Genomic DNA, 13,710 nt, shown 5'->3' with positions numbered 1-13,710 from the left:
AGCTGGCCTATCAACGCCTCGATGAGCTGTTGCAGGAGTTCCCGCCTGGGGCACAGGCCATGGCGTTGCCGGCGCCCCAGGGCCAGGTGAGTTTCGAGCAGGTCAGCGCCGGGCCGCCGGGGCGGCGGGCGGCGACCTTGCATCAGGTCAGCTTCAAGCTGGCGGCCGGTGAAGTGCTGGGGGTGTTGGGCGCCTCCGGCTCCGGCAAGTCGACCCTGGCGCGGGTACTGGTGGGGGTGTGGCCAACCCTGGCCGGCACGGTGCGCCTGGACGGCGCCGATATCCATCGCTGGGACCGCGACGACCTCGGCCCCCATATCGGCTACTTGCCCCAGGACATCGAACTGTTCAGCGGCAGCATCGCCGACAACATTGCACGTTTTCGCCAGGCTGACCCCGAGCGGGTGGTGCAGGCCGCCCAGCAAGCCGGGGTGCATGACCTGATCCTGCGCTTGCCCCAGGGCTACGACACGGTGTTGGGCGACGACGGCAGCGGCTTGTCCGGCGGGCAGAAACAGCGGGTGGCCCTGGCCCGCGCGTTGTATGGCGGGCCGCGCCTGATCGTGCTCGACGAACCCAACTCCAACCTCGACACCGTAGGCGAAGCCGCCCTGGCCAGCGCCATCATGCAGATGAAAGCCCAGGGCAGCAGCGTGATCCTGGTGACCCATCGCTCCTCGGCCCTGGCCCAGGCCGACAAGTTGCTGGTGCTCAATGAAGGGCGCCTGCAAGCCTTTGGCCCCAGCCAGGAGGTGCTGCGGGCACTGTCCGGCCACGCGGAGCCACCCCGTGAAAAGGCCGGCGTCAGCTTGAACCGTCAATATCCTGCGGCAAGGAATCCAGGCCAATGAGTACCGATAACAGCCTGCCACTCGAGCAGACCTTTCCTGAGCGCGATGCGCGCTTTTTCTCCCGCCTGGGCTGGCTGATGACGGTGGTTGGCGCTGGGGGATTCTTCCTCTGGGCCAGCCTTGCGCCGCTGGACCAGGGGATCCCGGTGCAGGGCACGGTGGTGGTGTCCGGCAAGCGCAAGGCCGTGCAAACCCTGAGCCCCGGCGTGGTCAGCCGGATCCTGGTGCGCGAAGGCGAGGTGGTCAAACAGGGCCAGCCGTTGTTTCGCCTCGACCAGACCCAAAGCCAGGCCGATGTGCATTCCCTGCAAGCCCAGTACCGCATGGCCTGGGCCAGCGTCGCCCGTTGGCAGAGCGAGCGCGACAGCTTGCCTGCCGTGGCCTTTCCCGCTGAACTGAGTGCCAACCCCGATCCTGCGCTAGCCCTGGTACTTGAAGGCCAGCGCCAACTGTTCAGCAGCCGGCGCGAGGCCTTTGCCCGCGAGCAATCGGGGATCCGCGCCAATATCGAAGGCGCCAGCGCCCAGCTCAACGGCATGCGCCGCGCCCGCACGGACCTCAGCGCCCAGGCGCAATCGCTGCGTGATCAACTGGCCAACCTGCAACCTTTGGCAGACAACGGCTATATCCCGCGCAACCGCCTGCTGGAGTACCAGCGCCAACTGTCCCAGGTGCAACAGGACCTGGCGCAGAACAGCGGCGAAAGCGGGCGCCTGGAGCAGGGCATCCTCGAGTCGCGCCTCAAGTTGCAACAGCACAGCGAGGAGTACCAGAAGGAAGTCCGCAGCCAGTTGGCCGACGCGCAACTGCGCAGCCTGACCCTGGAGCAGCAACTGACCTCCGCCGGCTTTGACCTGCAACACAGTGAAATCAACGCGCCAGCCGATGGCATTGCGGTCAACCTCGGGGTGCACACCATCGGTGCGGTGGTGCGGGCCGGGGAAACCCTGCTGGAAATCGTGCCCCAGGGCACGCGCCTGGAAGTCGAAGGGCGCCTGCCGGTGAACCTGGTGGACAAGGTCGGCACCGATCTGCCGGTGGATATCCTGTTCACCGCCTTCAACCAGAGCCGCACGCCCCGGGTGCCGGGGGAGGTGAGCCTGATCTCCGCCGACCAGTTGCTCGACGAAAAAACCGGTGTGCCGTATTACGTGCTGCGCACCACGGTCAGCGATGTTGCCCTGGAAAAACTCCAGGGCCTGGTGATCAAGCCGGGCATGCCCGCCGAGATGTTCGTGCGCACGGGCGAGCGCTCGCTGCTCAACTACCTGTTCAAGCCGCTGCTCGACCGTGCCGGCTCTGCGTTGACCGAGGAATGAGCATGAAGCCTGTGTTCATCGCCTTGTTTCTCGCCTGCACCGGCGCCCAGGCTGCCATGGGCCCGTTCGATGTGTATGAACAGGCCCTGCGTAACGATCCAGCCTTCCTCGGCGCAATCAAGGAGCGTGACGCCGGCCTGGAAAACCGCACCATCGGCCGCGCCGGCCTGTTGCCCCGGCTGTCGTACAACTACAACAAGGGCCGCAACAACTCCCAGGCCAACCTGCCCGATGGCCGTGGCGGCCACTACCACGACGACCGCAACTACAACAGTTTCGGTTCGACCTTCACCCTGCAACAGCCGCTGTTCGACTACGAAGCCTATGCCAACTACCGCAAGGGCGTGGCCCAGGCGCTGTTTGCCGATGAGAGCTTTCGCGACAAGAGCCAGGCGCTGTTGGTGCGGGTGCTGACCTATTACACCCAGGCCCTGTTCGCCCAGGACCAGATCGACATCGCCCGGGCCAAGAAGAAGGCCTACGAGCAACAGTTCCAGCAGAACCAGCACCTGTTCCAGCAAGGCGAGGGTACGCGTACCGACATTCTGGAGGCCGAGTCCCGTTATGAACTGGCGACGGCCGAAGAGATCCAGGCGCTCGACGAGCAGGACGCGTCACTGCGCGAACTGGGGGCTTTGCTTGGCGTACAGAGCGTCGACATTGCCGACCTGGCGCCACTGAACCAGGACTTCGCCGCCTTGACCCTGGCCCCGGCCAACTACGACAGCTGGCACGAACTGGCATTGACCAACAACCCGACCCTGGCCTCCCAGCGCCAGGCCGTGGAAGTGGCGCGCTATGAGGTGGAACGCAACCGCGCCGGGCATCTGCCACGCATCACCGCGTATGCCAGTTCGCGCCAGCAGGAGTCCGACAGTGGCAACACCTACAACCAGCGCTACGACACCAACACCATCGGCATTGAAGTCAGCGTGCCGTTGTATGCCGGGGGGGGAGTCTCGGCGTCCACCCGCCAGGCCAGTCGCTCCATGGAGCAGGCCGAGTACGAGCTGGAGGGCAAGACCCGCGAGACCCTGATCGAGCTGCGGCGCCAGTTCAGTGCCTGCCTGTCGGGGGTCAGCAAGCTGCGCGCCTATCAAAAGGCCCTGGCCTCGGCTGAAGCGCTGGTGGTGTCGACCAAGCAAAGCATCCTTGGCGGCGAGCGCGTCAACCTCGATGCCCTCAACGCCGAGCAGCAGCTGTACAGCACCCGTCGCGACCTGGCCCAGGCCCGTTACGACTACCTGATGGCCTGGACCAAATTGCATTACTACGCGGGCAACCTGCGCGACACGGATCTGGCTAAAGTGGATGAGGCATTTGCGCGGCATAGTGAGCCAAGCGGAGCGCGCAAGCCTCCGGCCGAAAACGTTAGGGATTGAAGCCCGAAGGGATGGAGATGGGTAGACTGTTTTGACCTGGTTCAATGCGCGGCACGAAAGCCCGGCCCGCAGCGAAACGAGGGCAACGCCCAACCTGCCCATTAACCAACCATCAGCCGATCGTCAGGGTATCAGCGCATAAAGTCGTTACTGGTTTCGGCAGCGGCTGCCAGCCAATCGTGATAGAGCCCTCGCGGAATGATAACCACCATCCTTTTTTCATCCTCCGGCCGAGGATAGTTAGACATGAATTCATGATCGTAAGCATTGACCCTGAGCATGGTGTAACCGCGCAGGATCTCATCGGATGAGCTTAGGTGTGTTGGGTGCCACGCTAACTCTTTACCTACGCGCATGTCCATCGGCTCGGTGGCGAGCCAGATGGAATCAATGCGGATCATCGCAGCAAGTCTCGAAGAAAAGTCGCGCAGGCAGCAGCATTTTCAGTGGGCCAGTTCACTGTGACGGTGCCACGCGGGTGCTGTATTTCAACGTGGACATTGGATGATGCGCGAGACTTTCCCCCGGCCAGCGGCACGGGTAACTGAGTGAATGCAGGTTGCAGCGCTGTCCTTTTCTGCGCTTGCAGGCGAATCCATTTGTGAACGAGGTTTGCGTTGAGGCTATGGCTGAGTGCGATGCTTGCAATCGAAGCTCCGGGCTGGGCGCACTCTCGAATGATCTGGGCTTTGAAGGACTTGGAACAGGAACGGCGTGTTGGCTGCATGAAATACCCACTTAAAAGGATAGAACTGGTGTCCACTTAAATTTAAGTGCACTCCATGTCTGGGCTTTGCGGGGGGGGGGGAGATGACTTGGCCGGACGGATACGGCCCAGGTGTGGTTGGGGCACGCTAAGATCAGTACGACGCACCTTTATGATCGACGCAGCCAGCGTCCTGAGAACTCCCAAACTTACAAGGTAAAATACTGATTGAAACCTGTTTGGTATACATAGCCCCATCAAATGCTAACTGAATGGAGAAAGTTTCTAACTCATCTGGAGGTTTGTTTGAGTCAGCTCCTTAATATTTTAGGAATTCTCCTACTTCCCACTGCTGCGAAAGAGAGTAGTTTTTGGAGTGTGGTCTTAATGATTGTCCTCAGGATTGAAATCCTATGCACTCTTCGAGACTCATGTACCACCGCTATCTGGCTGCGACTGATTTGAATCTGGATCACCGTTTCTAGAAAGCGGAGCACCGCAAATTCTATTAAGGAGAGAAAACATGAGCGTTTTCAATTACAAAAACTACACCAGCAGTGAATCGAAGGACCTGTTCAACGACGCAATGGCCTTAACACAATACAAAATTGGCGGTAGCTGGGCACCGATCAACGCAAATCAATTGGGGTACCACGGTCCTGTGGACCTCCAAGGTATTTTCACAGGACGGGGCGCAGCTCCCACCGCAGATGCTTTAGTGATGGGAAAGTATGAGGACGGCAATCTTATCGGCATCGGCATTTCATTTAGGGGAACCGGAGTGGGGGATACGCCCAGGGATTCGGTGGGCGACAATATCAGCAATGCACTGACCGCAATCTCGGAAAATTATGCAAAAGATTATGTAAAGCATGCATTTGATGACCTTCTGCGTGATATCGCTCGTTATGCCCAGTCTCAAGGTTTGAATAGTAATCAGATTCTTGTTACTGGGCACAGTCAGGGCGGTAATGGAGTCAATAGCTTGGCAGTATTAAGTGCTGATAACTGGGGAGGGTTCTACAAAAATTCCAACTATGTAGCATTTGCCTCGCCAACACAAAGTCCTGGAGCACAGGTGCTAAATATCGGGTACGAGAATGATCCAGTGTTCAGGGTATTGGATGGGACCACTTTAAACTACACAACCTCCCTGGGGATACATGATAAACCGCAGCTATCAGCTACCAACAATATCGTAAGTTTCAACGATAAATATGTGTCGCTACAGGATAACTCTTGGGCGGGAAACCTCGGCTTAGTTGTAGGATCGGCAGCTACAGTTTTGGCGCCTAATACTTCTGGCTTATGGGGTGAAGTTGCGAAAGTAACCTCAGCCCTACTTGGGCAACAGAGCATCACCAATCCTGATTCCTGGAAGGCCCATTATATCGAGGAGTATACCGATGGACTCAATCGCTTAATCGACTCAGAATTCTATGATTTAACACATAAAGACTCGACCATAATCATTTCAAATTTATCGGATGGCAAGCGTGCTGACACGTGGGTTGAGGATCTCAATAAATTTGCTGAAAAGCATACTGGTAGCACCTTTATTATCGGCAGCACCTACAATGACTTACTTAAAGGTGGAAGTGGTAATGACTATATCGAAGGCGGTGGGGGTGACGATACTTTCAGAGATGGTGGTGGTTACAATATCCTGTTGGGAGGAGATGGACTCAACACCATCCAACTTCAGAAATCGGTGAAAGACTTCAGCTTTGCCAATGATGGTAACGGTACGCTGTATATCAAAGATGCCTACGGCGGCATTAGTATGACCCGGGATATTGAAATCTTAACCAGCACAGAGTCCAAATCTCAAAAATATTGGTTTTTTGGTGACCGTTCGTTCGACTGGACCGAGAGCGCCACTTACCACCTCACCGATTACGGTTTACGAAACGGTGATGATTTTACGCAATATGCCTCTTCGGTCAAAGGGGACGCAGATAACAATGTGATTAAGGCCGGTGCACCCGGCGACTGGTTATTCGGACAGGCCGGCAACGATCTTCTACTGGGAGGCAAAGGAAACCATCACTTCATCGGTGGCACCGGAAATGATCGCATGGTATCGGGAGGGGGTTACGATAACTTCCTATTCTACGATAATTTCGGCAACGATACGATTGAAGGTTTCACCATCGGGGACAAGTTAGTCTTCCAAGGTATCGAAGATATCGGAATAAACTATGATTATCACAGTTATGTATCAACAGATCATGGCGATACATTGCTTTCGTTTGGTGCTGACTCGGTAAGGCTGGTCGGGGTGGGACTGGATCAGTTAAGTAGTGGAAACGTTATAATCTGTTGAGGAAAATCGATGTGGAGTCCGCAATTGACTCCATATCTTACTGCAAACTAGGCAGTGGTGCCCGTATCCCTCCCCCGAAGCGTGAAAGCGGCTCTGCTGATATACATCGCCGCCAACGCGCCAGCGCTTTAAGCGTCATTTAGCGGTAGCCCAACTACTGGGCTACCTGTAACCTAACGTGGAGAGCTATTGAGATTGCTTTTTTTGCAGCTCGATTTTTCTATGTTTTTCGGTAATTTCATCAAGTTTTTTTACATCGTCTGTAGACCATATTTCAACGTAATAATCCCAATTCCTTAATGCCTCTATGCTTTGCGCATCACCTAGATGAGCCGCATTTTGAGTATAAATTTTTGCTTTGCTGAGATCTTGCGGAATTTCTTTACCCAAAGCATAGAGAACACTCAAGTTATTATAAGCAATAGCTGATCCAGCATCACCGGCTTTTTCATATAATTCAATCGCCTTTTTTACATCTTTTGTAGTTCCTAAACCACGTTGATAGAGCACACCCAATCCTAAAAGAGCTCCAGCATGACGCTCATATAATTGAATCGATCTTACATAATAGTAAAAGCTGGCTTCGTAGTCTGCCTCCCACTTATCTAATCTGTGGTCACCATAAATCTCACCCAGTATATAATTGTATTGAGCAACACCCTCACTGGCAAGTTTATGTACAATCGCAAACTCTTCTAAGTTCTCAGGGTACCGATTTATCTGAGAATACGGATATTCAAGTTTTTTTGTAATGGCGGGAGGTAGAATTAAATCTGAATTCTTCATATAGTCAGCCGCATCGGTAGCCATCGATAGAGGCAGCAAGGTTAGTGCGATATAACTAACTAGTCGTGATTGAATTAGCGTGTTCACAAATAAGTTTCTCCGACAGTGCCTATTGAGCCTACAACATCAACAAGATAGCTTTGATCAATCAAACTAATATTGCCCCTGTCTTCTGATACATCAGGCACCCTAAATAACACATCCGTTATATCTGTTATTCGGCCATCGTTCCAGTTTACTGTTGAATGGAATTCGTGAATATTTCTATGCTCATCGAGAATTGAATTTTGTGTGAATGACAAATTTATACTTTTTAAACCAATATCAATGAGCGATTGCAGTTCATTTGCCTCTGAAACCCCATTGCTGTTGAGATCTTGCCAGACTTTCAGATCAGACCATACCGCATCTCTATCGTCGATTAAATTGTCGTAGTTGTTGTCCAGCGCGGTAAGAGCCATCACGCCATCTGAGGCAATTTCACCATTTGGTAGGGGAGTATGATCACCAAAAAGCTCCTTGCCGCTATTGATGATACCGTCATCGTTCCTATCAATAATAAGAAATCCGCTATTTTTACTAGCCCATCCAGTATTGATAGAGTTGGAGTCTCCCTCATAATCAAATTTTACGCCATGCTCGATTGGTAGGGTAGTGATACCATCACCGTCCAAATCTATGAGAAGTGGAGTTTTAAGCTTCTCCGGTACTTTATCTATTTCCTTAGCTACGCCGTTAGGTGTTGACGCAAGTTTCATCTCTATGCCAGCTTTTGAAAGTATCTTCTCTACAAAGTGAATACAGTTATTTAGTAAAAGGTTGTAGTTTCCTGGGTCGATTGACCCTCTCGCAAACCCATTAGCTTGCTCTGCAAGGTTAGCTGCAACACTTTGAAATACAGGATTGTTTGGGAATTCAAATCGGTGCGAACTTGTGTCTTTGTAAATGTTGTGATCGTTCGTTGATATATTATCTTTTGAAGTGTCTAAATTGCTACCAGGGCTAAAACCGATTGATCCACGATAGCCTGGTGTATTGATTTCTAAAAAAACATGTCCTGTCATAGTTCTTCCGCCCTGCATGCTAGAACCTGCTTCTGCAGCATGTATAGTGAATGATGAGCGATTTGAAAGATTTATACCAGGCGAAAAATTTTTAGTTGTGGATACCGTTTCTTCGTTTCTCACACTCAAGAAATGCTCTGTCATAGTGCAACCTCTATTTAATTGTACCTTCGTGTTTTCAGCGATCGCATTTTTCGTCTCGACCAATTACTAAACTAACGAGAAGGTAAAAAACTTACTAATCAGGCATTTATATTTCATTTCTAAATATTTCTAATATATTGGCTTTAGAAATCAAACGGTTATCATCCGACTGAGGAGTATTTGCTGTCTATAGATGAACGATTAGGATAATTACGTGTAGGTTTAGGCCCAACGTATGCCTGGAGAAGCAAAATCTCGTCATGCCCCCGCGTTTGCCAGACATACATCCTGGCGTCATGTGTGGCAGTAGTATCGATATAGATTCCGCGCTGGCTGGCTTGCCATACATTGCCGGTGATTATTGAGCGACGTGCCTGGTATTGGATGACCGTGATGCTGGGTCTGAAATTTTTTACTCATCCCGCATTTTTTTCAAAACTCGCTTGACCTATATGGATAACCCATCGTAATGGCTGGGCCTTCAGCCCTAGGAGTTTTGCATGATTTCTGCAACAAATGTCTTACGCACCAGCACAATGGGTTTGCTGTTACTCAGCCTACAGCCGCTACATAGCACAGCAATATTCGCCCAGACCGAGCGTCAGACTTATAACATCGAGGCAGGCCCGCTGGACCTGTCGCTCACGCGTTTTGGCGTGCAGGCACATATCAACATGGCGGGCAGATCGACGCTAACAGCCAATAAGCGCAGCAACGGCCTGCACGGTGACTTCAGCACCGAAGCCGGTCTTGCGCGATTGTTGGAGGGAACTGGTCTGAGTTTCCATCGCCACGCCGATGGCTCCTACGAACTGCAATCTGCGACCAGTGCGACGGCACAGCCATCGCAGGAATTCATTAGTGATGATTATGAGGAGAGCGCTTCAGGATTAGGCTTTTAAAGCGCACTAAACTTTTGAATGCTGGTAGCACTTTCAGAAACGATGGATTCTAAGAAAGCTGTGAGGTCAGTCCGCGGTGTTTTTGGGAGATCCGCAGAAATCGGAAAATTAAACACGTTGATCTGCAGGCTGTGAACTCGATGTGCCTGGAAAAAATCTCCGATGCCTACAATTAAATTCAGTTGGCCATCCGCGCCGGAAAGCCCCCAGCGGCGCCGATGATATACCGTAAATCATTCATTGAGCGCGGCATAGATAGATATTTCGTGGCCTACGAACCCTTCGTGATTGGACTGCCCCCGGCATCGTAGACATCTCCAGCCTATGCAGCAGATCTTCCACAACTGATCGAGCCTGGTGGTGTAGCTCTGATTCATCAGCTCCCGACGCATGGCCCAGTCAGGATTCGCCGGCACACTGGCTGATACGCAACGTATCCCGGCCCCAAGGGCCGTTAATCTGATGCAGGACGCCCATCACCCTGGACGCATCTGCAGGCTGCGACACCGCAAACAGATCGTCGGTGTACTCGCTTGGCTGGCAAAGGCTCATTAGCATTACCTCAGCCTTGCTGTAACTTGAAGCCCGTCCGGAATACCTTATCCAGCGCCTCAATCGCGGCTTTCGTGAGTAATCGCACGTCATCGGTAGGGTAGGGCAGATCCACCACCACACCGTTTGCATACTTTGTTTCTTTGGGATTGAACATCCCTGTACGGATGCTTATACGCAGCTTTTTGCACAACGAACCTTGAGCCCGTAATTTTTCAGAGGCCCACATCATGTAAGTGGCCACCGCCTTCTTAATAGGGCTAAGCTCGACCCCGTGTAAAAAAATCGAAAAACCATAAGCAATTGATTTATAAAAAAAGTTGTGAATCACTTCGGTCCTCGGGAAGTTTTCGCATAATTTTTAAGAAGATTCCTATATGCACTCAACCATATTGCTACGAGAATCAACCTCATTCACAGCGGCTATACGATTCGACATAGGCTAGGGGCATGCAATTCGTATCCATATTTTTACTAAATCCAGCAACACAAGAACGGATGAAGTCAGCATGTCGACATTTTAGCTCGTGGGCCTAGCGATCTGGGCGAAACCTAGGGGCACGGACTTACAAGGTGAATTGTTGATAGGGGGTTAATCGCTAAATAACGATCCAAAAGCGGACATAAGTCGATGGGTGGTGTTGATCAGTAGCAACAATCCACAACGTCTGAAAACAACGGTTGCCTGCTGCTTAATTGGACGTTTTTAGGCCAAGCTTAGTCGCAAACAAGCACACTGGTAATATTGTCTAAGTTAAAGCTATCAGCTTGATGGCAATAATGATGGCTGTACCCATGAAATATTAAAGACATTAATCAATGAAAAATAGCCCGAGTGCTCCTTGCTCTATCTTAAGTACTCACGCTGAAAAGCTTTACATATTTTATATTTCGTAAGTTAATGCCATGTTTTTTTGCAGGACCCTGAAAACTTCACGCCTATGGAGATAGATTGTTCTCCTCCAGGCCTGATTTATGTTGATTGAAAACTCAATAATGCATGAGGGGAGAGATATATGTTCAAACCAATAAAAAAAACAAATCCAAACAATCCAGAGAGAATGGTGGTCACAGCAATTGTATCGATTGGATTATTTATACCAGAAGCCCTTGCCCAGGAATCGACACCAAACAATTTTTCCGTAAAATTCATGGCGTTTAACATATGGAATGTTGAACATAATTCTAAGGTCTGGGACCAGGGGGGAGTAAGCGATAAAAAGTTTTTTTATTCCGAACACATGAAAAATCTACTCCTAAAAGCGTCTCCGGATATTCTGGTGCTGCCTGAGCTTAACAACAATAACAAAAGGGAGTTGTTTGACGAAAGTTTCGTCAATATATTTTATAGAAACACCATCGATACGTTGAATAGTCGAACGAAAAAACAAGAAAGCTTTTTGCCAATGGAGAAAAATTTAGATGAAAAAGATAAAGGGGATGGGACAATATTTTCCTCAGTGCCTTTTGTAAATTTACCTGGTGACACTATCAAAATTAATCCCGGCAATGGTTTTCCGACGGCTATCGTAACCGGCATCCATTTAGACCATTCGGACTTACCGTCTGAGCGAGTTAGCGCCGCTAAAAAACTTAACTCTTCCGCGTTAACCAGCGGTGTTCCTATGGTGCTTGTTGGAGATTTTAACGCTGGTGATGTTTCAGAGAGAGGATTGCACAGAAGAGAGCAGCAACTATTATTAATGCGGAATATTATAAGTAAAAAAAATGGCGTTGAGGTAGAGAGCTCTTTTTATAAAAAACTTACCTATGAGTACCTGGCTGAAGCAAGCAAAGAATACTTAGATATAATCGCGAGGGCGCATCCTGGGAAAAATATTAATTATTTATCTTGGATGCAGTGGGCAGATGCTTTAAATAAAAATTTAGACTCAGGGGGAAGTAGTCCGCTGCAGGATGAAAGCTATCCTGTTCTCAGCAACTTGCCGTTAACTCTGAATGTATTCAAAAAACAATACCAGCTCTTACAGTTTGAGCAACACCGGGAGCTATTCAAACCTAGCCAAGTAGGCGACGAGCGCGCTACCTGGGCGAGTGATGGTGAAATCTCAACAAATACTTGGCCGAGCTGGGACAGGGTGACAATTGATCATATTATGGTGTCTCGCCCCTTCGCCAAATGGGCGGAAATTGCTGACGATGGGAATCCTTCAGGTAATCTCAGTAAGCTAGCCAGGTTGCCCAATGGCGGTTCTCTTTCGGACCACGAACCCGTGGCGCAGAATCTGCGCTGGGTGGGACCGCATCTTGAAGTTTACGAAGGCAACACAGGCAACACAGACAACACAGACAAACAAGAAAAAAAACTTCTTGTGTGGGGCGCCAATGCTTACAACTTCGCAAAAAAAAACAAAACGTTTAATCTTGTTCGCAACAACTATCGTAATGATGTCTATCTTGGACAGGTTGCGGACAGTGAAGGTAATCCCACATTAACGAAGCTGAGTATTGAAGAGAAGAAATCCCTTCTCAATTGTAAGGGCAGCGATAGCCGTTTCCAGCAGGCTGTCACTGATTATTGTATCGACGATCACTCTTTTATCGGTGAAACCCTTGTAACGGACGGAGGGCTTCTTGTTGTTGACGAGGATAAAGCTTTGGGAGGAAGCGAGGCTAAGCTGCGGCTGGCCAATGGCGGGCTCAGGGTCGCAGGTTTATCCATGGGCGAGCTTGATCGGGACGTCGTTCTCGAACAGCAAGGATGGATTGATGTCGCCGAATCCGGCTTGGTGGTGTCTGCTACGAAAGCCTTAACGGGCACAGGCAGCCTCACAAAACTGGGGGCCGGTACATTCGCGCTTTCAGGCCCCAACACCTATACGGGCGGAACATTTGTCGAGGAGGGCATCCTCAGAGCCGGCAATGCGGGTGGGTTCGTCAACAACACCGCCTATACCATCAATGGTGGAGCACTTGATCTAAACGGATTCGATCTAATCGCTTCGAAGTTGGAAGGCAAGGGTGGCTCCATCCAGCTTGGAAAAGGGTCGCTAACCATCGACCAGGGCTTCAATACACGCTATGACGGCTCGATAGAGGGTTTCGGGGGGCTCACGAAGTCAGGTGGCAGTCAGCTCATTCTTAATGGTCAGAATAGCTATACCGGTGCAACCCTGGTTCGGGACGGGCGTCTGGTCATTGGTGACAGTGATCATCCTGATGCTCGCCTTGAAAGCCAGGTCACTGTGGGCCCGGGCGCTACGCTCGGTGGTATAGGCACGGTGGGTGCTCTGACGATCAACGCTGGCGGCACGGTAGCGCCCGGTAACTCTATCGGTACGCTGCGCGCTGGCGATGTGACCTTTGATGCTGGCTCAGTTTACTCCGTAGAAGTCGCCCCGAACGGACGGAGCGACCTGATCGATAGTGCCGGTGTCGCAACCCTGAATGGCGGTGATGTTAGAGTGTCACTGGAGAACCGCACCAACCTATTGACGGAGGACGAGGCAAAAACCCTGGTCGGACAAACCTTCAATATTCTTACCGCCAAAAAAGGCATCGTCGGGCAGTTTTCATCCGTTACGCCGAACTACCTGTTCTTGGATAGTCAGGTGAATGTACCGCGGACACAGCAATTGCTTACCTCTCCCGTGCCTGCACCATTGGTTGAACCTGTTCAGCCAGAGCCAGCAGTGGCGGTCACTCCACCGCCAGCTT

General features: G+C 51.4%; 10 protein-coding genes and 2 pseudogenes. 7 read left to right on the top strand and 5 right to left on the bottom strand.

Features of this window, described 5'->3' with window-relative positions; all coding sequences use genetic code 11:
* The 3 genes from E4P00_RS25015 to E4P00_RS25005 all read left to right on the top strand — a co-directional run.
* A partial coding sequence (locus E4P00_RS25015; protein ID WP_248133257.1) for an ATP-binding cassette domain-containing protein occupies positions 1–851 on the top strand: 851 nt, incomplete at its 5' end.
* Complete coding sequence (locus tag E4P00_RS25010; RefSeq protein WP_248133256.1) at positions 848–2,170, top strand: HlyD family type I secretion periplasmic adaptor subunit; 1,323 nt, start codon at positions 848–850, stop codon at positions 2,168–2,170. The genes E4P00_RS25015 and E4P00_RS25010, both read left to right, overlap by 4 nt.
* A gap of 2 nt (positions 2,171–2,172) precedes the next feature.
* Positions 2,173–3,552, top strand: a complete 1,380-nt coding sequence (locus tag E4P00_RS25005; RefSeq protein WP_248133255.1) for a TolC family outer membrane protein — start codon at positions 2,173–2,175, stop codon at positions 3,550–3,552.
* A gap of 131 nt (positions 3,553–3,683) precedes the next feature.
* Here E4P00_RS25005 and E4P00_RS25000 read toward each other — a convergent pair whose 3' ends face one another.
* A complete protein-coding gene (locus E4P00_RS25000; protein ID WP_348984617.1) occupies positions 3,684–3,953 on the bottom strand; it encodes a hypothetical protein in 270 nt (89 codons plus the stop codon).
* Entirely contained in the window at positions 3,950–4,279 is a 330-nt protein-coding gene (locus tag E4P00_RS24995) for a transposase (protein WP_248133254.1), read from the bottom strand. Before E4P00_RS24995 ends, E4P00_RS25000 begins: the two co-directional genes overlap by 4 nt.
* Before the next feature lie 108 nt (positions 4,280–4,387).
* On the opposite strand from E4P00_RS24995, the pseudogene E4P00_RS24990 reads away from it, so the two are divergent.
* Together E4P00_RS24990 and E4P00_RS24985 are read left to right on the top strand one after the other, a co-directional pair.
* Positions 4,388–4,486, top strand: a pseudogene (locus tag E4P00_RS24990) (integrase); the annotation flags it as partial.
* A gap of 295 nt (positions 4,487–4,781) precedes the next feature.
* Positions 4,782–6,584, top strand: a complete 1,803-nt coding sequence (locus E4P00_RS24985) for a polyurethanase (protein ID WP_248133253.1) — start codon at positions 4,782–4,784, stop codon at positions 6,582–6,584.
* 186 nt (positions 6,585–6,770) lie between these two features.
* Here E4P00_RS24985 and E4P00_RS24980 read toward each other — a convergent pair whose 3' ends face one another.
* Together E4P00_RS24980 and E4P00_RS24975 are read right to left on the bottom strand one after the other, a co-directional pair.
* Positions 6,771–7,457, bottom strand: coding sequence for a hypothetical protein (locus E4P00_RS24980; RefSeq protein ID WP_248133252.1), 687 nt, complete (start codon positions 7,455–7,457; stop codon positions 6,771–6,773).
* Positions 7,454–8,578 (bottom strand): hypothetical protein, encoded by a 1,125-nt coding sequence (locus tag E4P00_RS24975; RefSeq protein WP_248133251.1) that lies wholly within the window; start codon positions 8,576–8,578, stop codon positions 7,454–7,456. The genes E4P00_RS24980 and E4P00_RS24975 overlap by 4 nt, the downstream gene beginning before the upstream one ends.
* Positions 8,579–9,078: 500 nt before the next feature.
* On the opposite strand from E4P00_RS24975, the gene E4P00_RS24970 reads away from it, so the two are divergent.
* Positions 9,079–9,480 (top strand): STN domain-containing protein, encoded by a 402-nt coding sequence (locus E4P00_RS24970; RefSeq protein WP_248133250.1) that lies wholly within the window; start codon positions 9,079–9,081, stop codon positions 9,478–9,480.
* Between the two features lie 326 nt (positions 9,481–9,806).
* Here E4P00_RS24970 and E4P00_RS24965 read toward each other — a convergent pair.
* Positions 9,807–10,300: pseudogene (locus E4P00_RS24965) on the bottom strand (DUF4113 domain-containing protein); the annotation flags it as partial.
* Positions 10,301–11,048: 748 nt separating this feature from the next.
* On the opposite strand from E4P00_RS24965, the gene E4P00_RS24960 reads away from it, so the two are divergent.
* Positions 11,049–13,710 (top strand): autotransporter-associated beta strand repeat-containing protein (locus tag E4P00_RS24960; RefSeq protein WP_248133249.1); only part of this gene is annotated, 2,662 nt, incomplete at its 3' end.

The organism is Pseudomonas sp. B329, from assembly GCF_023127835.1.
In the GTDB taxonomy this organism is placed as follows: Bacteria; Pseudomonadota; Gammaproteobacteria; order Pseudomonadales; family Pseudomonadaceae; genus Aquipseudomonas; species Aquipseudomonas synxantha_A.
Note: the sequence above shows the minus strand (reverse complement) of the source record. Positions and strands in the feature narration are given on the sequence as shown.

What these genes read in the sequence shown, in the direction of transcription:
- E4P00_RS25010 (WP_248133256.1), top strand. Translation starts at nt 848, where the DNA reads ATGAGTACCGATAACAGCCTGCCACTCGAGCAGACCTTTCCTGAGCGC.
- E4P00_RS25005 (WP_248133255.1), top strand. Translation starts at nt 2,173, where the DNA reads ATGAAGCCTGTGTTCATCGCCTTGTTTCTCGCCTGCACCGGCGCCCAG.
- E4P00_RS25000 (WP_348984617.1), bottom strand. Translation starts at nt 3,953, where the DNA reads ATGATCCGCATTGATTCCATCTGGCTCGCCACCGAGCCGATGGACATG.
- E4P00_RS24995 (WP_248133254.1), bottom strand. Translation starts at nt 4,279, where the DNA reads ATGCAGCCAACACGCCGTTCCTGTTCCAAGTCCTTCAAAGCCCAGATC.
- E4P00_RS24985 (WP_248133253.1), top strand. Translation starts at nt 4,782, where the DNA reads ATGAGCGTTTTCAATTACAAAAACTACACCAGCAGTGAATCGAAGGAC.
- E4P00_RS24975 (WP_248133251.1), bottom strand. Translation starts at nt 8,578, where the DNA reads ATGACAGAGCATTTCTTGAGTGTGAGAAACGAAGAAACGGTATCCACA.
- E4P00_RS24970 (WP_248133250.1), top strand. Translation starts at nt 9,079, where the DNA reads ATGATTTCTGCAACAAATGTCTTACGCACCAGCACAATGGGTTTGCTG.